Origin of the sequence: Bradyrhizobium sp. Rc2d (assembly GCF_900099855.1) — a bacterium.
In the GTDB taxonomy this organism is placed as follows: domain Bacteria; phylum Pseudomonadota; class Alphaproteobacteria; order Rhizobiales; family Xanthobacteraceae; genus Bradyrhizobium.
In genome coordinates, this window is record NZ_FNCU01000001.1 from 374,104 (window position 1) to 394,897 (window position 20,794).

15 protein-coding genes and 1 pseudogene are annotated in these 20,794 nt (G+C 57.4%); 7 read left to right on the forward strand and 9 right to left on the reverse strand.

Features of this window, described 5'->3' with window-relative positions; all coding sequences use genetic code 11:
- Nucleotides 1–481 precede the first annotated feature (481 nt).
- A pseudogene (locus BLV07_RS48550) lies at nucleotides 482–696 on the forward strand (helix-turn-helix domain-containing protein).
- A 740-nt stretch (nucleotides 697–1,436) separates the two neighbouring features.
- Here BLV07_RS48550 and BLV07_RS01730 read toward each other — a convergent pair.
- The gene (locus BLV07_RS01730) at nucleotides 1,437–1,934 is read right to left on the reverse strand and encodes a GIY-YIG nuclease family protein (RefSeq protein ID WP_091878802.1); all 498 of its coding nucleotides are present in this window, start codon (nucleotides 1,932–1,934) and stop codon (nucleotides 1,437–1,439) included.
- Between the two features lie 437 nt (nucleotides 1,935–2,371).
- On the opposite strand from BLV07_RS01730, the gene BLV07_RS01735 reads away from it, so the two are divergent.
- Nucleotides 2,372–2,794, forward strand: a complete 423-nt coding sequence (locus tag BLV07_RS01735) for a hypothetical protein (RefSeq protein ID WP_143035334.1) — start codon at nucleotides 2,372–2,374, stop codon at nucleotides 2,792–2,794.
- Nucleotides 2,795–3,203: 409 nt separating this feature from the next.
- Here BLV07_RS01735 and BLV07_RS01740 read toward each other — a convergent pair whose 3' ends face one another.
- On the reverse strand, nucleotides 3,204–5,915 hold the full coding sequence (locus BLV07_RS01740) for a tetratricopeptide repeat protein (protein ID WP_091878808.1): 2,712 nt from the start codon (nucleotides 5,913–5,915) through the stop codon (nucleotides 3,204–3,206).
- Between the two features lie 939 nt (nucleotides 5,916–6,854).
- On the opposite strand from BLV07_RS01740, the gene BLV07_RS01745 reads away from it, so the two are divergent.
- From BLV07_RS01745 to BLV07_RS01760, 4 genes are all read left to right on the forward strand, one after another.
- Nucleotides 6,855–8,051: an ABC-three component system protein gene (locus BLV07_RS01745; protein ID WP_091878811.1), complete on the forward strand. Its 1,197-nt coding sequence runs from the start codon at nucleotides 6,855–6,857 to the stop codon at nucleotides 8,049–8,051.
- On the forward strand, nucleotides 8,048–8,536 hold the full coding sequence (locus BLV07_RS01750; RefSeq protein ID WP_091878814.1) for a three component ABC system middle component: 489 nt from the start codon (nucleotides 8,048–8,050) through the stop codon (nucleotides 8,534–8,536). The genes BLV07_RS01745 and BLV07_RS01750 overlap by 4 nt, the downstream gene beginning before the upstream one ends.
- Nucleotides 8,533–10,485, forward strand: a complete 1,953-nt coding sequence (locus tag BLV07_RS01755) for a DUF3732 domain-containing protein (RefSeq protein WP_091878817.1) — start codon at nucleotides 8,533–8,535, stop codon at nucleotides 10,483–10,485. Before BLV07_RS01750 ends, BLV07_RS01755 begins: the two co-directional genes overlap by 4 nt.
- A gap of 123 nt (nucleotides 10,486–10,608) precedes the next feature.
- On the forward strand, nucleotides 10,609–10,950 hold the full coding sequence (locus BLV07_RS01760; protein ID WP_091878820.1) for a calponin homology domain-containing protein: 342 nt from the start codon (nucleotides 10,609–10,611) through the stop codon (nucleotides 10,948–10,950).
- 64 nt (nucleotides 10,951–11,014) lie between these two features.
- On the opposite strand, the gene ltrA (BLV07_RS01765) is transcribed toward BLV07_RS01760, so the two are convergent.
- The 4 genes from ltrA (BLV07_RS01765) to BLV07_RS01780 all read right to left on the reverse strand — a co-directional run bounded on the left by ltrA (BLV07_RS01765) (nucleotide 11,015) and on the right by BLV07_RS01780 (nucleotide 16,536).
- Nucleotides 11,015–12,412, reverse strand: a complete 1,398-nt coding sequence (ltrA, locus tag BLV07_RS01765; RefSeq protein WP_091878823.1) for a group II intron reverse transcriptase/maturase — start codon at nucleotides 12,410–12,412, stop codon at nucleotides 11,015–11,017.
- Nucleotides 12,413–12,563: 151 nt separating this feature from the next.
- Entirely contained in the window at nucleotides 12,564–13,883 is a 1,320-nt protein-coding gene (gene ltrA / locus BLV07_RS01770; RefSeq protein WP_210187776.1) for a group II intron reverse transcriptase/maturase, read from the reverse strand.
- 1,102 nt (nucleotides 13,884–14,985) lie between these two features.
- A complete protein-coding gene (locus BLV07_RS48290) occupies nucleotides 14,986–15,393 on the reverse strand; it encodes a hypothetical protein (protein ID WP_210187777.1) in 408 nt (135 codons plus the stop codon).
- A gap of 66 nt (nucleotides 15,394–15,459) precedes the next feature.
- Nucleotides 15,460–16,536 carry a hypothetical protein gene (locus BLV07_RS01780; protein ID WP_210187778.1) on the reverse strand — a complete coding sequence of 359 codons (1,077 nt, stop codon included), beginning with the start codon at nucleotides 16,534–16,536 and terminating at the stop codon, nucleotides 15,460–15,462.
- A 273-nt stretch (nucleotides 16,537–16,809) separates the two neighbouring features.
- Here BLV07_RS01780 and BLV07_RS48555 point away from each other — a divergent pair, with 273 nt between their 5' ends.
- Nucleotides 16,810–17,010 carry a hypothetical protein gene (locus BLV07_RS48555; RefSeq protein ID WP_091878826.1) on the forward strand — a complete coding sequence of 67 codons (201 nt, stop codon included), beginning with the start codon at nucleotides 16,810–16,812 and terminating at the stop codon, nucleotides 17,008–17,010.
- A 275-nt stretch (nucleotides 17,011–17,285) separates the two neighbouring features.
- On the opposite strand, the gene BLV07_RS01790 is transcribed toward BLV07_RS48555, so the two are convergent.
- The 3 genes from BLV07_RS01790 to BLV07_RS48560 form a co-directional block, all read right to left on the reverse strand.
- Entirely contained in the window at nucleotides 17,286–17,834 is a 549-nt protein-coding gene (locus BLV07_RS01790) for a hypothetical protein (RefSeq protein ID WP_091878829.1), read from the reverse strand.
- 220 nt (nucleotides 17,835–18,054) lie between these two features.
- On the reverse strand, nucleotides 18,055–19,695 hold the full coding sequence (locus BLV07_RS01795) for a recombinase family protein (RefSeq protein ID WP_244550941.1): 1,641 nt from the start codon (nucleotides 19,693–19,695) through the stop codon (nucleotides 18,055–18,057).
- A gap of 39 nt (nucleotides 19,696–19,734) precedes the next feature.
- A complete protein-coding gene (locus tag BLV07_RS48560) occupies nucleotides 19,735–20,751 on the reverse strand; it encodes a terminase small subunit (protein WP_244550942.1) in 1,017 nt (338 codons plus the stop codon).
- Nucleotides 20,752–20,794: the final 43 nt, after the last annotated feature.

The following is a 20,794-nucleotide window of genomic DNA, read 5'->3' on the forward strand; positions in this document are numbered from 1 at the left end:
ACGTAAGCGATGAAACCAAACGACGCTCGATATCGGCAGCATCAAGAATACGAAGATTAGCTCGAACCGGTATGTTGTTTTTGAGGAACTGATCTCAAATGCAATCGACTCGTTCCTGATCCGCGAGCACGAGGACGCTTCTGCAACGGAAATGCTGGTCGGTGGTGGTTTGTCTCCGAGCAAGATCCTGAAACCCAGCCAACTTTGAGCGACCGGCTCGCGGCCATTTGTATCACTTGATAGTTTTCCTTGCGCACGCGGCCGCAGCCATCGAAACGTCGTGTACCTACGACCGCGAGGCGCAAGTATTTTTACTACGCACCGTCACGCCATCCCGCGACTGTCGACGCTCCAAGCCGACCGCGTTTGAGGCGAGCCACGGGGGTCGTCGAGATTATCGTTTTCTTCCCTCATTCTGGATGTCAACATCGCAGCCAACTCTACCGTGACGTCTCATGCGGTAGAGTGATGGAGAAGACGAATGGCGGACGCCAAATTCCTTACTCCCGAGGAAGTGTCTGCACGATACCGTGGCGAGGTCACCGTGGGCACGCTGCGGACTGGCGTGCGATGCGAATCGGACCCGCATATGTCAAGATCGGCAAAGCCGTCTTATATCCGGTGGACGAACTTGAGTCATGGGATAGAAGGAATCTTGTGGTTTGTCGCGCGTCGAAAGGACTGGACATGAGCTAGCGTTGGGGACGACTGCGACCAGGAAAAGCATCTACTACCGCCTCCAGATTTTTGATCGAGCTAGTTAGCGTGGATATTCTGGATGCTAAATAATTGTCTGATGTACAACTACCCCATTTGGTCCGCGAAGGCTCATGTTCCACTCCGCGCCTAGCCGCGGCCACAACGCTCTGCTCGCGCTGAAGCGCTCGGAAGCTCGAATCTGCTGTCTACAATCAGCAATAGTGCAACTGTTCTCTCTGTGTGTATGCAGTACATATGACGTGCCCGACGTTTCGTCAGGCTACGCGACTTTGGGTTTTGGCGAGTTTTCGCGCCACCTTCTCTGCATTTCCGCGAAGTATTTTTCGCGGTCGCTGAAATCCTCTCCTTGGGGCGAGCTCACGGTCCCGTTCGGACGCCTAATGGCCCAGTGCCAAGGAGTCGTATCTCTTTCGACCTCGCCGTGAATCGTTATGGGGGCCGCATAGAAGCCTGACCGAGGCACTCGAAATGCGATTATCACCTCCTCGGACAATTCGAGGGGGCCTCTGCCTGCGAAGTCCTGCAGCGACAGAAGTGAGAAGCCGTGATTCGCCTGGATCACGGTAGAATCGTCGACGGTCCAACGCGTGGTGGAATGACACGAGAGCGTTTCGGAAGAACCGTCCGCAAAACGGACGTTCGCCGCTGTCCCATCCGAGGAGAATTGCAGCTTCTTACATGATCGAGGTTGACGTATCCTTCACCCAAAAAGATCATCATGACAATAATTCTCCCGCTTGCCTCGACGATGCGTCATCCGACGTTTTTGGAAACGGAGGGACCCATTCTTCCAAAGCTGGCTCCCAAATGTGCTTGGTGTGAGTTTTGGATACGGGGTCCCACGTCATGATGAACTCGCGTCCCGGCACAAGCTTCCAGACGTGTCTGTACATTGGCTCTCCCTTCGTCATGTCGTGAAGCCACTGGGATGTGACCCCTCGGTCGTGGAACCACTCTCCCCGAATGTGTCCTTCGCGAAGTTGGCCATGAACAATTCGCTCAATCTCTTTAGCGGCAGCGATCACTCCGATCAGTTCGAGCTTTCCGCTACAGCCGACTTGAAGATCTGAAAGTCGCTTATTGGGATCGAGTGAGTGTCCAACCTTTATCGCATCGGCTTGCGCGTCCCGGATAAAATAAATCGCTCCACCTTTGTGGAATGCTGCCCAAAATTCAGCACTGGACACCAAACTCGTTCGAAGAAACTTGCCCATATCGGGTCCTTATTCGAATCGGGTAGTGAGTATAGGGCTTTGACTGAGTCAACGGCCACCGATCTTTGCGCCCTCCACACAATACCAGGCCGGAACATCTCCCTGTGGATCGCGAGGATTTGTGAAGTCGCAGGGGACGCGTGCCAAGTTGGGGAACTGGCCAGCCTCGGTGCGGGGCCGTTCTAGATGTTCGCTTCCGAGACCTTGGCGCAGTAGGCCGCGAACGAGGTCAGCGATGCCGCCGAGCGCGGTTCAGCAAAGTATTCGGCGATGCGATCTGGCGTCACTTGCGCAAACCCGTGCCGAAGATCGCAGTTGAACACAACAAGCGCGTCCGTAGGGTGAAGCCCTCACGGTACCAACTTTTGTATCACTTATTGAGGTTAATGAGTATAGTCGCTGCGTGGATTGTCGATTTCGTTCGCGGGAGCGGTGAAATGGCTTCAGACAAATCTGTACGAATTGGACGGGACGCAGTTGGCGCGGTTATTACGACCGGTGACGAAAACCGTGTGACTGCCCGGGTAAGTGCCATCTTGCAGAAAACAACTCTGCCGCCGGCAGATAATGTCGATCTGGCATACGAACTTGAACAGCTTCGTGTGCTGTTGGCTGAGGCCAACTCTGAACAGGCCAACAAAATAGCGCGTGCGTTGGACGACGCGGCGGAGGAGAGCAAGAAACCGACCCCCAACAAGGACGAGGTGGGAAGAGCCGTTGGTCGGGCGTTGGAATACGCAGAAAAGGGCGAGAAGTTCGTTAGCCTCGTCACCAAGATAGCCCCCCACATCAAGAATGCAGTCGCGTGGTTAGGAGCTAATTGGTATAAGTTGCTTCCTATTGTAGGGCTTGCCATCTAGCCGGACTGCTCATCGCTTTCTGAACCGGTCCGACATTCTGACAATGCGGCCGATAGTCGACTCCATTGCGCGTCTTGGCGAACGTGATCGGTCGAATACACGCATCACTGGCGACCGTGGAAATCGACGCACGTCTCTGAGGAGATTCTCACGCGCTGCCGCCAGATGAGTTGCGTGCCGCGCTCGAACCGTTCGCTTCCCCGAAGCGATTGATCGGTTTTTTTCAAAATGATGAAGTCGACCTATGAGCTAACTCACGAGTCTCCTATTGACGATTTGGAGCCGATACCAACGGCTGGGCAACGCAGGAGATAAAGTATCGGCGAGGCCATTGGATGATAAGGATCATCAAAAGTGGCAGCAAACACGGCCCGGCTCCAAATGACACCCACCACCCTTCGGAGCACGACTACAATTGTGAAAGTGCTCTCAGCCAATTCTGTTCTGCTATTGGAAGAAGCCCTCGTGCATTCAAGTCATTTAGTATTGCTAGCGACTCTGTCCATCGTGCATGCGAGTCGTTGCCGACTTTAGCTAACCGCCTAAGCGCTAAAGCGATCTCTATTTGACGCGCTGTCCGATCTCCAGCCTGAGAGGAAATTGCACGAAGGTTGTCGAGACTCTCTTGGTAGGCTGCCACGGCGGCCGCCGTATCGCCAATGACATCTTCCACGTCGCCTAGGCTTAGCAAGAGTTTCGCCAATTCGTGTTTGGACTTCGCGACCTCCTTTCCAGGCCTCCTCGACAGTTGGCGAGCCACTACAACCGCTTCCTGATACGCCTTGAGTGCACCAGCCTGGTTACCTAGTTTCGCGTACATGAGGCCCATGCCACTCAAGCTTGACATTTGAGCACGCAGGATTTCCCTGTCTCGCGGAATAAGCGAGCGGATTTCTCCTGGCAGTATGTCAGAAAAGTCGCGGGGCACGAGAATTGTGTAATTGCGTGCCACCTCTGCCGCTTCACTATATGCGGCAAGTGCACCGATATAGTCTCCCTCCCGCGCCAGGAGATCCGCAAGGAGCTCAAGACAAGTCAAAAAAAGACGTTCTCGCGTCTTCAGCTCCGATGAATAACTAAGCGTCATGAGCGGAGCAAGAAGTCTGTCTAACCTGTTGAGGTCTGCAAATGGATCGCGAAGAATATCTGTCGTTTTTCGCAGGTAAGCAATTTGGCGCTGTTTATCGCCTAGCTTTTTGTAGGTATTGGAGAACATCCAAAACATGTATGCTTGCGCTGAACGAATTTCTCGATTGCTGCCGCTTCGAGACACAACACGGCCAATTGCAATTTCGGCCTGATCAAGTATCGCGCGCACCGTGTCCGGCGGAACCCCCTCCATTTTTTGAAGGCTCCACGCCAGATCGATAATGACACCTTCTATGGCCCTGTTGGCGGCGGCCAAGTTTTGGTCAGCGCGTTTGGCTTCTTCCTGAGCCTTGTTGCGCTCAGCTTCGGCAGTTTTGCGCTGCTGTTCGGCAACCTGCCGCTCACTACTCGCCCAAAACCACATTCCGGTGGAAACGCACGCAAGCAAAACGATAGCTGCGATTGCAGAGAACCTTATTCTCTTTTGGTAGGTCCGCTGACGCTCAGATTTGGAAAGAAACTCGCGTTGCAACGCAGTCAGCCTATTACCAGCTCGCGACGCATATCGCTGAAGAAGTTCCAGATCCGGAGTCCGCCAGAGGCTCCCTATCGGGCGCCCAGCTAGATTCCACGCGTCAATTGTCGGCTGCAGCCGCGCTCTAAACCGCATATCATCGCGTTGATGTTCGATCCATATGCGCAGCGTATGCCAGGATTTGATGAGCGCTTCGTGCGGCAGTTCCAGCCACACCCGTTTATCGTCGCTCAGTCCTATTGCGAGCAATCTCCCATTGATGAATGGCTCAAGAGCCTTCTTGCTTTCTTCTATAGACACATTCTCGGGAGTGATTTCATCTAACCACGCTCGGCGTCGCGTATCCCGCGCAACTGCATCACTGAGTTGGACGCAGGCGAGAAAGGCCTGCTCAGCAACCTTCTTTGCGAGATCGGGCTGCTGATCTAAGATCTCGTCGGCATGCGTTGCCAGTGCGCCACCAACACCATTAAGCGCGGTTAAAGTGTCAGCAGGAGAGATGCCGTCGCGCAATCGCTCCCAAATGCGCTCCAGCGCGAATTCAACTAATGGCAGCGTGCTTGCCTCCCCCGCCGCTTGGTCAAGTATTCGCTCCACAGTTCCTGGGTCAATAGGATGGCCAGCCACCCGTGCCGGCTCAGCGACAGCGCGCCGGAGATCATCTCGATTCATGGCTGGCACTATTTCGTGACTTGCCGCCACCACCGCGCTCAGTTCTGGATGTTCCGCCAGGGCACCGTAGAAATCACTCCGGAGCGTAATTACGATGTATACAGCAAGTCCTTCCTCAGTGGCGGCACGCAACAACGTAGCCACAAACGCGTCACGGTTCGCCTTGGAGCGCACACGCGCTTCGGGATTTGAGCTGAGCGCCTCGGAGCGACCGTAAATTTCCTCGAACTGATCGACAAGCAAGAGCAACGGAGCATCATTGCTAAGTTGAGTGCGAGCGATCTTTGATAAACCATCATGCGATCCTTCGGTGATGCCCTGGCGAATCAGAGAAAAAAACGTCCGGCGCATTTCAGTTGGGTTTGGATTCCCCGTCGCCAGCCGCGCTAGTGCATCGGAGAGTCCCTCGAAAGGATCGTAACCTGGCCGTAATACGACAACCTGCGTCCCTCTGAGCGACGGCGTTTCGGCTTTTGCTAGTGCGGCCATCAGCCCGGCCCGGGCGACTGAACTTTTCCCACAGCCGGAAGGGCCCATGATCGCGAGAAGTCGAACGGGCGCCGCGGACGGGTTAGTCAGCCTCTCAAGACGCTCGAGAAGCGACGCGACAAGACGTTCTCGACCAAAGAAAAGTCGAGCCGAAGCCTCATCGAACGCATCAAGCCCGCGATATGGATTGATCCCCACGGACTGGGTGCTGCGCAATACGTCCGCAGCATACACAATCGTGACAACATTTCCGTTGCCGGTGATAAGCGCTGAGCCGACAGCGCTGCCCTCGACATGAATCTGACCCGGATCGGTTGAAACCGCCGTTTCTTTCATGTGTGCGCTAGCCCCGATAGCAGAGATGTGATGCTGATCATTGCGCCATTTAACCTGGCCAACATCGCATCTGATCTTCGGCTTTGCGTGTTCGACTTTAGCGCGCAGTTGGCTGTGGTACAAGCATGGTGCACTGGCGCACTCGTGGAATCTCGGACCTCGCTCGACGAGATCAAGGTGTCTGCTGTTGGCCCTAGACTGACTTGCGCTCGTGACCGTGGGTGATCAAATAACCGTCGGCGAGCGTCCGTGAAGCAACGTGATGATCGCAGATCTTCACAGCTTACATCCCCCTATCCACGACCCCTGCCGCTAAAGCGGATGTACAAAGCATCGTGCATTCAACATGATGGATAAAGTGATGACATCATGCACAAGTATCCCGCTCAATACCCGACGGGCATTGCTGGTCGCGCGTGATCCCGGATGATCAAGATGCAGAGAATTTCCAGTGACTTAGAGGAATCCCGAATGACCGCGGTGGGATGATAAATTACGAGATCTCTTCCAAACTGCTCTCTACGCTGATTTTGCGATTTTGTTTATTTAAAACAACACCTTATTCAGACCTTGCGAGCCGGTAAAACATTCGCGTGTCCAATGTGCTTTTCTGAGGGCACACTCAAGGATGTCCGCGCTGCAGAACAAACCTATGGTCCCTTCAGGAATTGCCTGGTTGGATGCCAGCTTTTGGCGCCGCGAGTGAAACGATGGAGCGTCCAGCACCATCTCCACAGTGACCCTGGTTGCCGACAATCTCGCGGTAGTCCTGCTCCCGACGTGCTCCTCGCTATAGTATGGCCCCGCGCCCAGTACGAAATCGTCGGTTGCTTTGGTCGCAGCTTGGATTAATTATTATGCCCAAATAACAGCAATATGCGTTGTGCGGGGGCAGATGCAGCGACGATATGGAAGGAAATCGAACGGAATTCGTCCATAATGGGGGAATCCGGCTCGCCCTTTTCTGCAGCCGAGCAAGGCTTAGGCTATATATTCCAGCCACGATTTGCGCTGCTTAAGATTTTGGAGCTTCCCGAGAGCAGTGCAGTCTTCCTCGAGAAGGAAGACGATGTCGAGTTCGTTACCGAAAATGGCATCAGATCACTCGCCTCACTCAAGCATAAGGCGGGAGGCGACAAGCTGACCAATCTGTCGACCGATTTCTGGAAATCGGTCCGGATATGGTTGTCATATTATCGCAAGACCGGACGCATCGCGTCCGATGGTCAGTTCCTGCTCTTTACGACGGCCGAACTCGGTGAGGACACATTCCTCTCCCTGTTCACCGAAAGCGCGGTCGGCGGCAATGATCGGGTCGAGCAAGCGCAGGCGATACTCGCCACCAGTACATCGGCGTTGATCGGCAAGATACGCGAAGAACTCGAACAGTTGAGTGAAGACGAGCTCACAGATTTCTATAACCGGATCACCATCATCGACGCGACGCCCCGAATCAACGATCTGCCAACGTTGATCAACGTCCACCTGCGCACCATCCGGCGGGAGTCCCGCATGGCCGTGTTCGAGCGCTTAGAAGGCTGGTGGATGGATCTCGCCATCAAGATGCTAACCGGCGAGCGCAGAGAACCCGTCCATGGGTACGAGGTCTCAGACAAATTGTCCGCGATCGCCGAGGAATATCGCACCGACAATCTGCCTATCACTTTCCGGGGACGCCTACCCGACGGCCAGATCGACGTCGCCAATGATCCACGGCTATTCGTCGAGCAATTGCGCCTCCTCGACCTATCGGCGATCCGCATCCGCAATGCTATTGTCGACTATTATCGCGCCTTCGAACAGCGCTCGAGCTGGGCGCGCGAGAGTCTGCTGATTTCCGATGAAATCGAGGAATACGAGGACCGGTTGGTCGACGAGTGGACGCGCTATCGCGAGATCGTCTTCGAACGGTTGAGCGACACCAGCGATGAAGAGGCCTGCCTTATAGCGGGAAAGGAACTCTACCGCTGGGCAGAAATGGAGACGATGACACTACGCATCCGTGAGCGGGTCACCGAGCCCTATGTGGTTCGGGGGGCCTTCCACATACTCGCCAACGCGAGCCCGCGGCCAAGAGTCTATTGGCATCCCCGCTTCTTCGAGCGCCTTCGACAATTGCTTGGGATCGCTGCATGAAGCGGTGGGACGAACGACCGGTCGAGATTCGCAATCTCTTCAACCCTGCCTTTTGCGGCCTTGTCCTGATGCGCGCGTTGTGCGGCTATGAAGAAGAGGACGAACGCGGCATGCCTTTCTCCCTCGTACTCCTGGTGCTGCCACTCTGTCTCCACAAGCACTCGCGTGAGATCCTGCATGCGGGCAATCGCAGCTATCTGCTGAAGCTTGTCGCGACGCACCCCGAATTGCTCGTTGGCTTCGCACATCGCGCCACCAATCTATTACCCTACACCTTTGAGGCTCTGGGCTTCTTGATGCAGATGGGCCTGTTCACTGTCGATGCGCAAGGGCGGCTGAAAGCGATGCCGGCTGGCATCCGCAAGTCGGTCACCGGCACTACCGAGACAGTATCTTGCCAGCGCGTCGCGCGTTTTGTCGGAAAGGAATTCGCCCGCGTCGGCGATCGGAGCACCCTCTACATGACGATGGGCGTTCGGCCATGAAGATCAAATCGATCCACATCTACAGTCATGACCGCCGTCGGCGCGACCTGTCCTTTCATGACGGCCTCAACGTTATCACCGGGCGCTCGTCGACCGGCAAGTCAGCGCTATCAGACATCATCGAATATTGCATGGGGCGGTCAACCTTCAATATTCCCGAAGGCATCATCCAAGAGCGCGTCTCCTGGTACGCGGTCCTCTATGCTTTTGAAGGCGAGGAAGTGCTTGTGGCCAAGCCAGCACCGGAACCAGGACGCGGCAGCTGTAGCCTCGCCATGGTGCGCCGTGGGGCTAAGGTCGCCATTCCAGAATTTGAAGATCTCACGGTCAATGACGATGATGATGGCGTGGTGAACCTTCTGTCACGGCGGCTTGGCATTCCGGAAAACACTACCGATGTGCCCGTGGATAATAGCCGGGAAAGCTATGACGCCAATATCAAGCACACCTATTTCTATCTATTCCAGAAGCAAACCATCGTCGCAAACAAGGACCAACTCTTTTACCGCCAGAACGAGCAGTTTCAGCCGCAGACGATCAAGGACACGTTGCCAATCTTGCTGGGTGTGTCGTCGCGAGATCGATTCAATCTGGAGTCTCGATTGCGCGCCGCCCAACGCGAACTGCGCCTGAACACCAAATTGATAGACGAGGCTAGATCCGCCATCGACACCTCGGAGGAGCGTGCGATCGGATTGCAGTCCGAAGCGCGGGCGGTCGGCATCCTCCAAGCCGGCCCTGCGGCGGACCTAAAGATCGTCGACCAGTTGCGGGAAGCTCTAACTTGGAAACCAACGCCGGTCCCCGAGGACGATGGTAGGCGTTTGACCGAAATCGAAAATGAACTGGTGACGCTGCGCGAGCAACGTCGCGAAATTCAGCGCCGTCTCGATGCGGCTGAGCAATATGCGAGGCGTGCCGATGGATTCCAGACTGAGGCGGTCGAGCAGCATGATCGACTGACCTCGATCAAGGCCCTACCGGTCAACAAGGCGACCGGCGAATGGCAATGGCCGTTCGCGGAGGCGAATCTGGCGTTGGAAAGCCCGATCGCAAAGTTGCTGCTTGCCGATCTGGAGGCGCTCGATCGCGAGATGAACGCCGTCCTCGGCGAGCGCCCGCAGCTCGATGCTTATCTGGACGAGCAGCGGCGTGAACTTCAGACGATCGGAGACCAAATCCGGGCCAAAGAGGTAGAACTGTCGAGCGCGATCGCGGCGAGCGAAATAATCGTACAATTGGGCAATCGTAACAATGCTGCTTCGCGCGTCGTCGGCCGAATCAGCCTGTTCTTAGAAGGCCTACTGCCTGACACCGAGCTTGCGCGGCTCGAGAAGGAGCAGCGCCGCTTGAGAGCGCGGGTGGCTGATCTCGAACAACGCATCGGCGCGGACGATTCAGGCGCCCGGCTTGCCTCGACGTTGAACAATATCTCGATGCATATGTCGGGCTATATCGCGGCACTTGGTGGCGAGTTCAGCCAATATCCGGCACGGCTTGACCTGCACAATTTGACGGTCGCGCTCGACCGCCCCGGTCGCCCGATCATAATGCAGCGAACCGGAGGCGGCGAGAACCATCTCGCCTACCATCTCGCAGCTCTGCTGGCGCTCCATCGCTTCGCTGCGAACCAGAACCAGCCTCTACCGCGCTTCCTGCTGATCGATCAACCCACCCAGGTCTATTTCCCGTCAGAAGCTTCCTATGAAGCAGCCGGTGGCTCGATCGAAAAGACCGAACAGGACGCCGATCTCGAAGCGGTGAGACGACTATTCGAACTGCTGGATAAATTCGCGCGTGAGGACGCTCCTGGTTTTCAGATCATCGTCACCGAGCATGCCAATCTGCGCAATCCTTGGTTTCAGGAGGCTTTAGTTGAGCGACCTTGGACGAAACCGCCCGCACTAGTACCGGAAGATTGGCCAGACCTCGCAGAAGTCGCGAACTGACTCTGTCTGTAGATCCGGAACCGCGCGTCGCGCGGTTGCGTTTTCTTGGCTGGAGGAGATGCGGACATGAGGCAAGCTCTGATCGGACCTCAAAAAGGCTGGCCGCGCTAGGCCAACCGAGTCGTGCTCTGGATCGGTATCCCGACCGGCATTCTGCTCGCGCTGGTGGCCTTGTTCGGCGCGGCTAAGGATTTCGGCGGCTATGTGCGCGGCGGCTGCGAAGCGGTCGGCGCATGTGCGGTCGCGAAGCCCACACCTCCGACGATTCCGAACTTCACGTCGGCGTGGGTGGATGGCGGCCATAACGCGATCGAATACTGCGAGCCTCAGGCGGAGCACTACCGCAAGCTCTACCCGCAATTCAGCATCACGTGGCGCCCCCTTGGCGAGGGCCGCGACAAGGTCGGACGGGGCCACGCGATCTATCAATATAATTGCGCTTTCGAGGCCGTCGCGATCGGGTAGGAGGAAGCCTCGCGGCTTCCCCCTCCCACACCACCGTACATACGGTTCCGTATACGGCGGTTCGTCAAGCACGAGTGAGGTGTCGGTGCAATCCGATGAGGGACGGCAGGCCGAGCTGCGCGAAGAAGGTGGCGCGATAGGCATCGTTCATGTGGTTGGCCCCGGCATTCCACCAAGGACCCCGGCCGTTGGAGGCCGACCGCCATGCCCGCTCAGGATCGAGCCCGCGTTGCATCAAGCGCTTGGCGCGCGTCCGCGGTCGCTTCCACTGACGCCAGAGGACACAGCGCAATTTGCGCCGCATCCAACCGTCAAGCTCCTCGAACACTCCTTTGGCCTCCGCCAGCCGGAAGTATTGCAGCCAGCCGCGCAGGATAGGGGTTAAGGTTTTGACGGTCGATGCCAGGGATCGTCCGCGCCCTTGGCGCAACGTCGTCCTCAGCTTGCTCCGCAACCGCTTCACACTCTTGGCCGCGACCCGCAGGCGCGGTTGTTTGTGGGCGGTCATGGTGTAACCGAGGAAGGTCCGCACCCAGGGACGGTCAACTGCACTCTTTTCTGCGTTGACCTTGAGCTGCAGCCGCTCGGTCAGGAATCGCGTGATCGACGCCATCACGCGCTCGCCGGCCCGCCGCGTCCGAACGTAGACGTTGCAGTCGTCGGCGTAGCGGCAGAAGGCGTGGCCTCGTCGCTCGAGTTCCTTGTCCAGATCGTCGAGCAGGATGTTCGACAGCAGCGGTGACAGAGGGCCGCCTTGCGGTGTGCCTTCGCTCCGTGCCGTCGTGATCCCACCCGTCATCAATCCAGCTTGCAGGTAGCGGCGGAGCAGCCGCAGCACCCGTCTGTCCGCAACCCGGCGCGCCACCCGTGCCATCAGCACGTCATGGTTCACCCGGTCGAAGAACTTCTCCAGATCGAGATCGACGACGAAGCGTCGGCCCTCAGCTACATGCGCTCGCGCGGCAAGCACCGCATCGTGCGCGCTGCGCCCCGGACGGAAGCCGTACGAGGCTTTGGAGAAGCCTGGATCGAACAGCGGCATCAGCACCTGATGCATCGCCTGCTGGATCAACCGATCCACCACCGTCGGGATGCCCAATTGGCGCATCCCTCCGCCGGGCTTGGGGATCTCCACCCCGCGCACCGGCTGCGGCCGGTAGCGGCCTTCCAGCAGTTCTTCTCTGATGCGCGGCCAATGCTCCTTCAGGTACGGCTGCAACTGCTCCACGGTCATCCGATCGATGCCCGCAGCGCCCTTGTTCGCCATCACCCGTTGGTAGGCCGCCATCATGTTCGCTCGGCTGACGATCTTCTCTATCAGCCGCACTTCCACTTCCGGAGGGCAAGGCAATTTTGCCGTGGTGTTTGATGCACCCGACCCCTGCTCTGGCGGCTTCCGGCCGCTGCCCTCGGGGCGGGTATGACGCGTCTCAGCGCCATCGTCTGCATCTGCTTCCACCATCGATAGACCGGCCTCCTCCGGTACTCGACGTTCGGCTCTTCGTCGGCTTGGTGCTGCCGGCTGTCGGGTCGGAGGAGGCGCGCTCGATTGCTCTTGCGCTGGCCTCCGTCCGCCGCACAAACTGGACGTGCAGTTTTCCCGCATCCAGCTTTCATGAACGGGCTCTCGCGGCCTGAAGCGAAGGGATCAGTGAGACCAGCCCTACCAGCTTGAACTCTGTGCGCAGCCGTCTCGTCGGATATTCCTTCCAGGCTGCGTTCCGCCACCGCTTGGTGCGGTGCGACCAGAGCCTTCGGACGATCCAACCATCCAGTTGATGGAAGCGCTTTCTGACATGGGAGCGACAGTAGTAGTTTCCCCATCCTCGGATGATCGGGTTGATCGTCTCGATCAATTCGCCCAGACGCAGAGGCATCCGCCTCATGGTCAAGGCCCTGATCTGATCCTTGAATCGGTCCACCGACTTCTGTGTGGGAATGGCATAGAGATTCTGCCGGTTCAGTTTGGATTTGATCCGGTCGCGGGTCAGCTTGTATCGAGCTTTCCCACGCTGGATTTTAAATCCCAGGAACTCGAAGCCATGTGCGATGTGAACGATCCGGGTTTTCTCCCGGTTGAGCGTCACACCAAGCGCTTCGAGAATCCTTCGTGCTCGCGCCAAGGCGTGTTCCGCCTCCGCTCGAGTCCGACAGGTCACAACCCAGTCATCCGCCCAGCGTGTGAGCCGGTACCCTTTTTGCCTCATCTCCTTGTCAAAGGGAGTCAGCAGGATATTGCTCAACAAAGGCGAGATGACGCCCCCTTGCGGGGTCCCCCGTGGAGTCTCGAACCGCTGACCCTTTGCCTCGTAGCCCGCCTTCAGCATCTGTTGAATGAGCTTCAACACGCCGCTGTCGGCGATTTGCTTTCCGAGGAGAGCCATGAGTTTCTCGTGATCCACGGACCCGAAGTAGTCTTTCAGGTCCGCATCCACGATCCACTCGTTTCCAGCCTCCACTTCGCGCCAGATCTTGGCCAGGGCATCGGCGGTCTTGCGACCCTTGCGATACCCAAAGCTGCTCGGATCAAAGACCTTCTCAAAGATCGGCTCCAGGCGATTGACCAGCGCCTGCTGGCAGACCCGGTCGTAGACCGAAGGTATGCCGAGAGGTCTTGTCTTGCCGGGAGCCCCTCTTTTCGGGATCTCCAGTCGTCGCACGGCTTGCGGCCGATAGGTCCTCTCTCGGAGCTCGCGATGGAGCCGCTCCAGATTCGCATCCAGCTCGGCCTCAAATTCTCCGATCGTCACCCCATCTGTGCCGCCTGCACCCTGATTGGCGCGAACGCGCTCCCACGCAAGCTTCAAGTTCTTGCGTGAGTAGACTTTGTCCACCAGAGAGTGGACCTTCTGCTTCTGACCTTCGAGCACCAGATGATCGGACAGTCTCCTGGAAGCGTGACGTTCGGGTTTTTCACAAAGGGAACTTTCCATCTTCACGCTCCTTTCTCATCCATCTCGATGCATCCTCGCTCGATCCGTTCACGAACGTCCTTCCCCGAACCACTCTCGGTTCGCCGTTTCCGGTCACGCGAGTTGTTCGTCTCGCGCTTCAGGTACTACTCCGTTCTCCGACTCCTGCATGAGCCTCGCTTTCCCACTTCGCTTGCGCTTATAGGGTTGCTTACCCGGCTTGATGGGCCGGGACCTATGCAGGTCTCCTGGGGTCACGCATGAATCTTCCGTATCGTGCCGTCAGCAAACACCTTGGTTCGATGGGTGAATGAGTAACGCCTTCGCCCCCATAGTGCGGGCTCGACCTTGCCCCATCTTTGGCCGACCTGTTCATCGTCGGGGTAGCCCCCATTGATTGCAGCCCGATACTTCTCCTCAAACCCTTCGGATTCCGGATCGCTCCGGACACCCTGTCCTCCACCGGCTTCCACCGCTGGCCGGCGAGGCATTACCCCCACCTTTGGATACGGCGCTCCTCATTCGAGCGCCGGAGGGACTTGAACCCTCCTGACTCATGCGCTGCCCAGCGCACACTACGGCCTCTGCTGACTTCTGCCGCCCCATCCCGGCGCCTTGCGACGCCGGTAGCACACCCGTTGCCGGGGGCAGGTCGACAGATCTCCCAGGGTCAGTCGCGTGACCTTCGTGCCATGTACCTGTCGCATCTACGGCCGCATCCTCCGGGTGATATCGGGCTTCGGGAATCTTTGCTCCCTCGCCCGGATGCGGACGCCTCATATGCGCTTCCTGTTCGTCAGGCCGGCACTTTGCTTACAGCTTCCTTCAGACCTCGCCTCGCGACGACGCCCTTGCTGTTCGGCTAACGGTTCCCATCACCAGGGTCCGTAGAGGACTTTCACCTCCAAGTCATCGACCGGACACCACTCCGGTCAAATCGCGCCAGTCACGGCGCTCCGCGCCATGCCTGGCGCACAAATAGAAACGGGCCGCTCACGCGGCCCGCTCCTCGTGGACCTGCAGTCCATGCAGAAGATCTGCCGCGCGTTGCGCGTGCGATGAGGCCGTGAGATCGCATTGACGGATAGGGCCGCGTTTATTCGCGCGGTCCGGTCTTAGCGCCTCAAACCGCTGCCGCAGGCTGCGCCTCGCGCTCGGCTTGCGCAGCGATCTTCGCAAGCGGATGATGGAAATAATGCTCGCCCATCGCGCGGCGGATAGCCGGCGACGATGCTTTATCGACGTAGGGCTTTATGGCGGCCCCGTCCTTCCATGCGACAGCATAATCCTGCGATGGCGGATACGCTTTCAGATATTTCACGGCATCGGGATCGATCGGCCCGTTCGTCCACAGCTCGAAAGTAAACGGCTTCCCCGCGAGCCGCGACTCATGCCTGAGAATTTTATGCAGCAGCGGCACACGGTCGTCCCGCCATTTCGACGCTTCCTCCAGGGTTACGCGGGCTCCCGGAATCTTTGCCTTGCACTCGATCACGAGCACGCCCTTGTCGTCGGGTTTGTCGAGCAGCACATCGGTCTCAGCTGACCGGCCGGTCTCATAATCCTTCCATCTTTCACCCGCCCGCATGTACCCGCCCTAGACATCCTTGGCGAGCGATCCGACGATAATCTCGAACAGCGCACCGCGCAGATTGTTCGCTGCACCTTCAATGCGCGTTAGGCTATTCAGCACCCGCTCGACATGATCCGGATTGACCGAGGCGGTCGCGCCGGTATCGGTCAAGAGCGAAAGCAAATCGCGCAAAGCCTTAGCGACGTCCTCTCCAAACAGGTGAGATGTCGTTGTCGCAAGAATCCCTCGCGACCGCGCGAGCCCCCATGCCTTGCTTGAGAACCCGTCCGCCACCAAGAACGGCATAATCGGCGCAACATTGGCTGGCGCAGACGCGAGATCGTGTTTGCGGACGAAGGCTGCGACGGCATCTTCGCTCAATACATCGCGCAAATTGACGTCGCACACGATAAAGCCGGGCTTCAGCCCGTTGCTGGACGGCGTGACAAGCGGCCTTGCGTAAGACGGTGCGCTCAAATCCCAAGTGACGCTCGAAACAACCGGCGCATCGCCGCCGCCTCTCACCCTGACTTTATCGAAGCTACCGAAACCGGTGCGCCGGAACCATTCCTTCATGCCGTGCAGCACGACATTCTCGGCGACCATGCGTGCTCTGATCTCGGCAATCGGGTCGGTGCGGTACTCATGCGGACGAAACTTCACGTAAGTTTCGTTGGTGGCGTCGTCGTGAAATTCTTCAAGCAGATGAATTACCGATAGGCGGTCGAATATGCGCTGTGGCGAGAGCTGGCGCGACCGTGCTGCGGGGCTGCCGCATACGCCGTCAAAAAATTGGCGCGGAACGATGCCGCCGCGTGCTTTTAGTCCGGCGACCGCACCCCAATACGATTTGCCGTGATCGCGGAAGACACGCTCCATCGCCTGCCAATACGTCTTGTCGCCGAACTGGTCGTCGAGATAGAGGAAGCGCGCGTTGTAGGGGAAGCGAAGCCCGGCAAGCCGCTTGATGGTGAAGTCGTCCGCACGCGCGATGCGCTGGCGCGCGGCGTCAGCCGAAACGCCATCCTTCACCAGTTCGGCGATAAGCTCGGTCGTGAGGGCGGGGCCAATCCGCCGGAGGATGTCTTCGATACTGGGCATACCCCCAGTATGTCACACTGCTCTATTTATAACAGCTTCTCTATACTGCGGCCGACTTTTTCGAGCTTCCCGTGCGACGCAAAAAACATTTTATATCTCAATGTGTTGCAGAACATTTTTCGAAGCCAGAAAAACCCGATGTCATACCGAATTTGTCGCAAGTGATCCTAACCGCCTCACTTTCGTTCCGCTGCGTCTGCGTCCGAGGACGCGCCACGATCGAAAACAAACCGACTGCTTTGGCTCGCACCGAACAGGGACAGCAGATGCGGAATGTCCTCCGGCCGCCTCAGCGAGGGTACGCTGCGCAACTGCCGGTCTTATAGAATTGGCCCATCATTCATCAAGATTGGCAAGGCGATCTTGTATCCAGTTGAGGAGTTGGACAGTTGGGACCGGTCAAACCTCGTTTCATGCAAACGAACGAGACCTTATCCGCTTGAAGCCACCGACATCGGGATCGCAAAAACTTAGTCGCTTCCCGACCTTCACGGTCGCTTCCTTTAGCGAAGCAGCGAAGTGACATGCCCCTCCTCTGAGCAGGAACCAACATAGAGATGGATTCGGATCCGTGCTACAATGTGATCGTAGCATCTCGTGAGAGCCGCTGCGTGACATCTCGGGTTTATCACGATCCGTAACGAGGAACGGACCCCAATCACATACCCCTCTCGAACTTAGGAAATCACTAGAAGCTTGCTTCTAAAAGAGATTCCTCCTTCAGGTATGTTGATGCACAACCACCCATTCTACAGATCGTCGGCCGCGTCGGACCGACGCCGCGCGCTCCTTTTCCGGCTGGAGTTGCTCCCTTTCCGACGCGGCTCGGTCTGGAGCCGTTCGAGCCACTCGACACCGTCGTATAACTCCCGATGTCCGCCGCGCGGCTGCGTGGCCTGTTGAACGAGCTCTGAGGCTGCCAACTGAAGTGCTCCGCGGACGATCATATGCTCAGCTCTTAAACGATCAGTGCTCCCATCCTTCAACCACCTCTCAAGGTCGGCTCTATTGTATCGACCTTCTCGGAGACGATCTTGATAGCGCTGATCAACTGTTTCCAGAGGGAGGACTTTCCCTATGATGTCGATCGGCCAGCTACCTGAGAGTTGATAGAGCGCCAGCGCCGTACTCATCACCTTATCGAACTGAAGCATAGATGTGTTGGACTGCCGGCCCCCTGCTATCTGCATGAGGTTGGCCGCAGCCTCCCTGAGGGCCCACGAGAACTGGTTCTCAGCAACCTCCCGCTGCCACTGGCCGCTTCCCGGTCTGTCGCCGTCGATCACCTTAAAGGACATGCGCCCCTCCGATCGTTTCGAGCTCGACAGCTTAGACCCTAACCTCCTCCTGCCAAGCAATTCTCGCTTTCGATAATTGGGGATTACCGCCGCTCAGTCCACTTTGCGCCACACAGCGCCGTTGGCGATTTTGCCTTATGACCCCGCTGCGGAAATCCCGCCATTCGATGACGCAGAGCCCCTGAGGACGGTGAAACTCAGTTCGTTATCCCGCAACGCATTAAGCCCCATTCGGCTTTCTCAGTTGGCCACGGGAAACGCGGTGCAGCGCCTGAGCGACTGGCCATGGCTTTTCCTTGCCTACGCGTTCGACGAGGAAGCTTGACAGCGCTTCGAACGTGTCAAAGCGATTTATGGTGCGGCCTTTATAGAATTCCTTAGAGAACCAGAACATGCGTCGGTTGAAGGTCAGCCAGGCCGACGGCATCAAGACATAGTCGAAGACGGCTTCGTTCTTCTCGTCCAGCCGTACCGCTACAATCCATCCCTTGGGCCACCTTGCGCGGTACTGCAGCGTCCATCGTAGGGGCCGGTTGTCGTAGTTGCGGCACCTCGCAACCCGAAAGACGACATTCACGGCATTGTCGATTCGAAGACATTCGGTCGAAGCGTTGAGGGTTGCATGGCGACCACGTTTCTCAAAGGCGTCTCGAAGGCGTGCAGCATTGCCAATCTGCAGGGCGACCCATCGTTGATGCGCGGCGTATTTGTCAAACCACCGTTGATTGCCATTGTACCCAACGAGCCGATAGATGTTCCGCAATGTACCAAAATGCAAAAGATACGAAGAAATGGATGGCAGGCCGGGACTTGAACTGATGATCGTCTTACTGAGCCTGCCTTTCTTCATCAGAACCTTACGAAGGCGGAGCAGCATTTCCTCTTCTGGAATGCTGACGCGCCCCTCACTCATGATTCTTTGCGTTCGCCGGAACGCGTCACGATGGACGATAGGCGCGATGGCATCCTCATTTCTGATCCAGAGCTCCCTTGGGTTGCGTGTCACCTTAGCCCCAAGTTTCCTGCTCTTGCGATTGTAGGTCAGAACGCCGACATAAGCTTCGTTCCGTAGGAGATCGCCGACTGCCTTTCCACGCCAAGGTCTTCCCTGGCTGTTCATAATCCCTCGCCGGTTTAGCTCTCGGGCAATGGTCGCCTGCGATTTGTGACGGAGATACTCGTGGAAAATCCATTTCACGATCTCAACTTGATCGGGGGCTCCGGGAATGAGCTTGACGTGGTCGGTGAGCAACGATTTGCGCTGGCCGACCGTCAAAATTCCCTTCGGCTTGCATTGATCGTCGACGAGACGTCGTTGCAGTGCATACGCGACCGGGCCGCCCATTTTGAACCCGCGATGCGTCAGCCGGACTGACCCTGCAAACACTTTGGCGGAAAGTTCGCGACTGAACTCAGCCGCCATCACTCTCTTAATATTCTTCATGATGCTGGCAAGAAGGCTTCCGTCATTGTCGAATTGCTCCGCGCAATAAGCGACCTTGACCCCGGCTTTGCGGCAGATGAACTCGTAATGCGCGCTCTCGTCAACGTCCTGAAAGCGCCCCCACCGGCTCACGTCGAAGACAAGCAGATGAGCAAAGTCAGCGCGCCCGGATTGTACGTCATCGACTAGTTCGGAAAGGCCATCTCGGTTTTCGATCTTGAGACCGCTTTCGCCCTCGTCGCGATAGGTACGGACGATGGTTAGCTTGTGAAGTTCGGCATAGGTCGCGATGACCACTGCCTGATTTTCGATCGAGTATTGTTGGTAATCTGTCGACATGCGAACATACTGCGCCGCCCGCAGCGCCTTTTGCGACTGCGGTAAACGTTTCGCATGCACGACTACAGCATTGGCCATGTTGTGCCTCCGCAGAAGGATGTCGCGTCGCGCCCCTTTTTAGCGCATGTCGCACCATTTGGGCGGGTCATCAGGCCGCGCCACCGAACGAGCGCACTTAGAAATGTAAACTGCTATGTCACATCTCTTGAAAACAAGCTGAGGCGTTCGGCTCGCAGCGCGGAGTTGCGGTAGACGGTAAGATATGAACCTCGTTGTCGGCAGTTCGGACATTCGCAACGGAACATAGCTGTCGAAGTTTGACTGCTCTACGACACCTTGGACCAAGGTAATCTCGCCATGCAGTGCCGCCCCGAGGCCAAATCCAATCCCACCTTCGATTTGGGCTACGACGACATCCGGATTAGCGGCGATGCCGCAGTCGACTACGCAGATCACTCTATCGAGTTTAATGTTTCTGTTCGCTACCGTGACGTCAACAACAGCGCAGACAATAGTACCGAAAGATTCATGGAGCGCTAGACCTCGGCGCTTGCCCGACGCGGACCCTCTATCCCATTGAGCCTTCTCGGCCAGCAGCCCGAGAGCCGCAACATGACGCGGATGCTCTCGCAACAGCGCCAGTCGGTATTCAAGCGGATCCTTGCCCGTTGCCCGTGCAAGTTCGTGGATTGTGACCTCAACTGCATGAGCGTATGAGTGTGGCCAACGGAACGCCACCTTGCGTGGGCCAAACTCCGCGGTTTGCCGCCGATCCTCGCCCGAACCTTCATACAGAGCGTCAATCTCGACGCCGGCAACCAGGCTCTGACGCCAGATTTCCGGCCATTCCTCTATCGGCTTGAGATCGCCCGTGCCGTCATAGAAGTCGGCAAGATCGGCCTCAGCCTCATCGACGAGGCGTCTGAGCATCCAATCCGCGTCAACCTGCGTCCGCTCGGAGCGCGCGCTCTTCGCGGCGTCGATTGCGGCTTTGACCTCGGGATTGGAAAGCAGGCGCGGCCCCTGCTTGTCGGCCGTCCCTTTCGAGTAGCCGGCACGGATCGCCGCTTGCGTCGAATTGAGATCGAGCAAGTAGTTTTCGACAAATCGCTGTTGCTTCGCGGTCAGAGCCATGTCGCGAGACGTGGCACACGAATGGTTGCCGCGAAAAGAACCT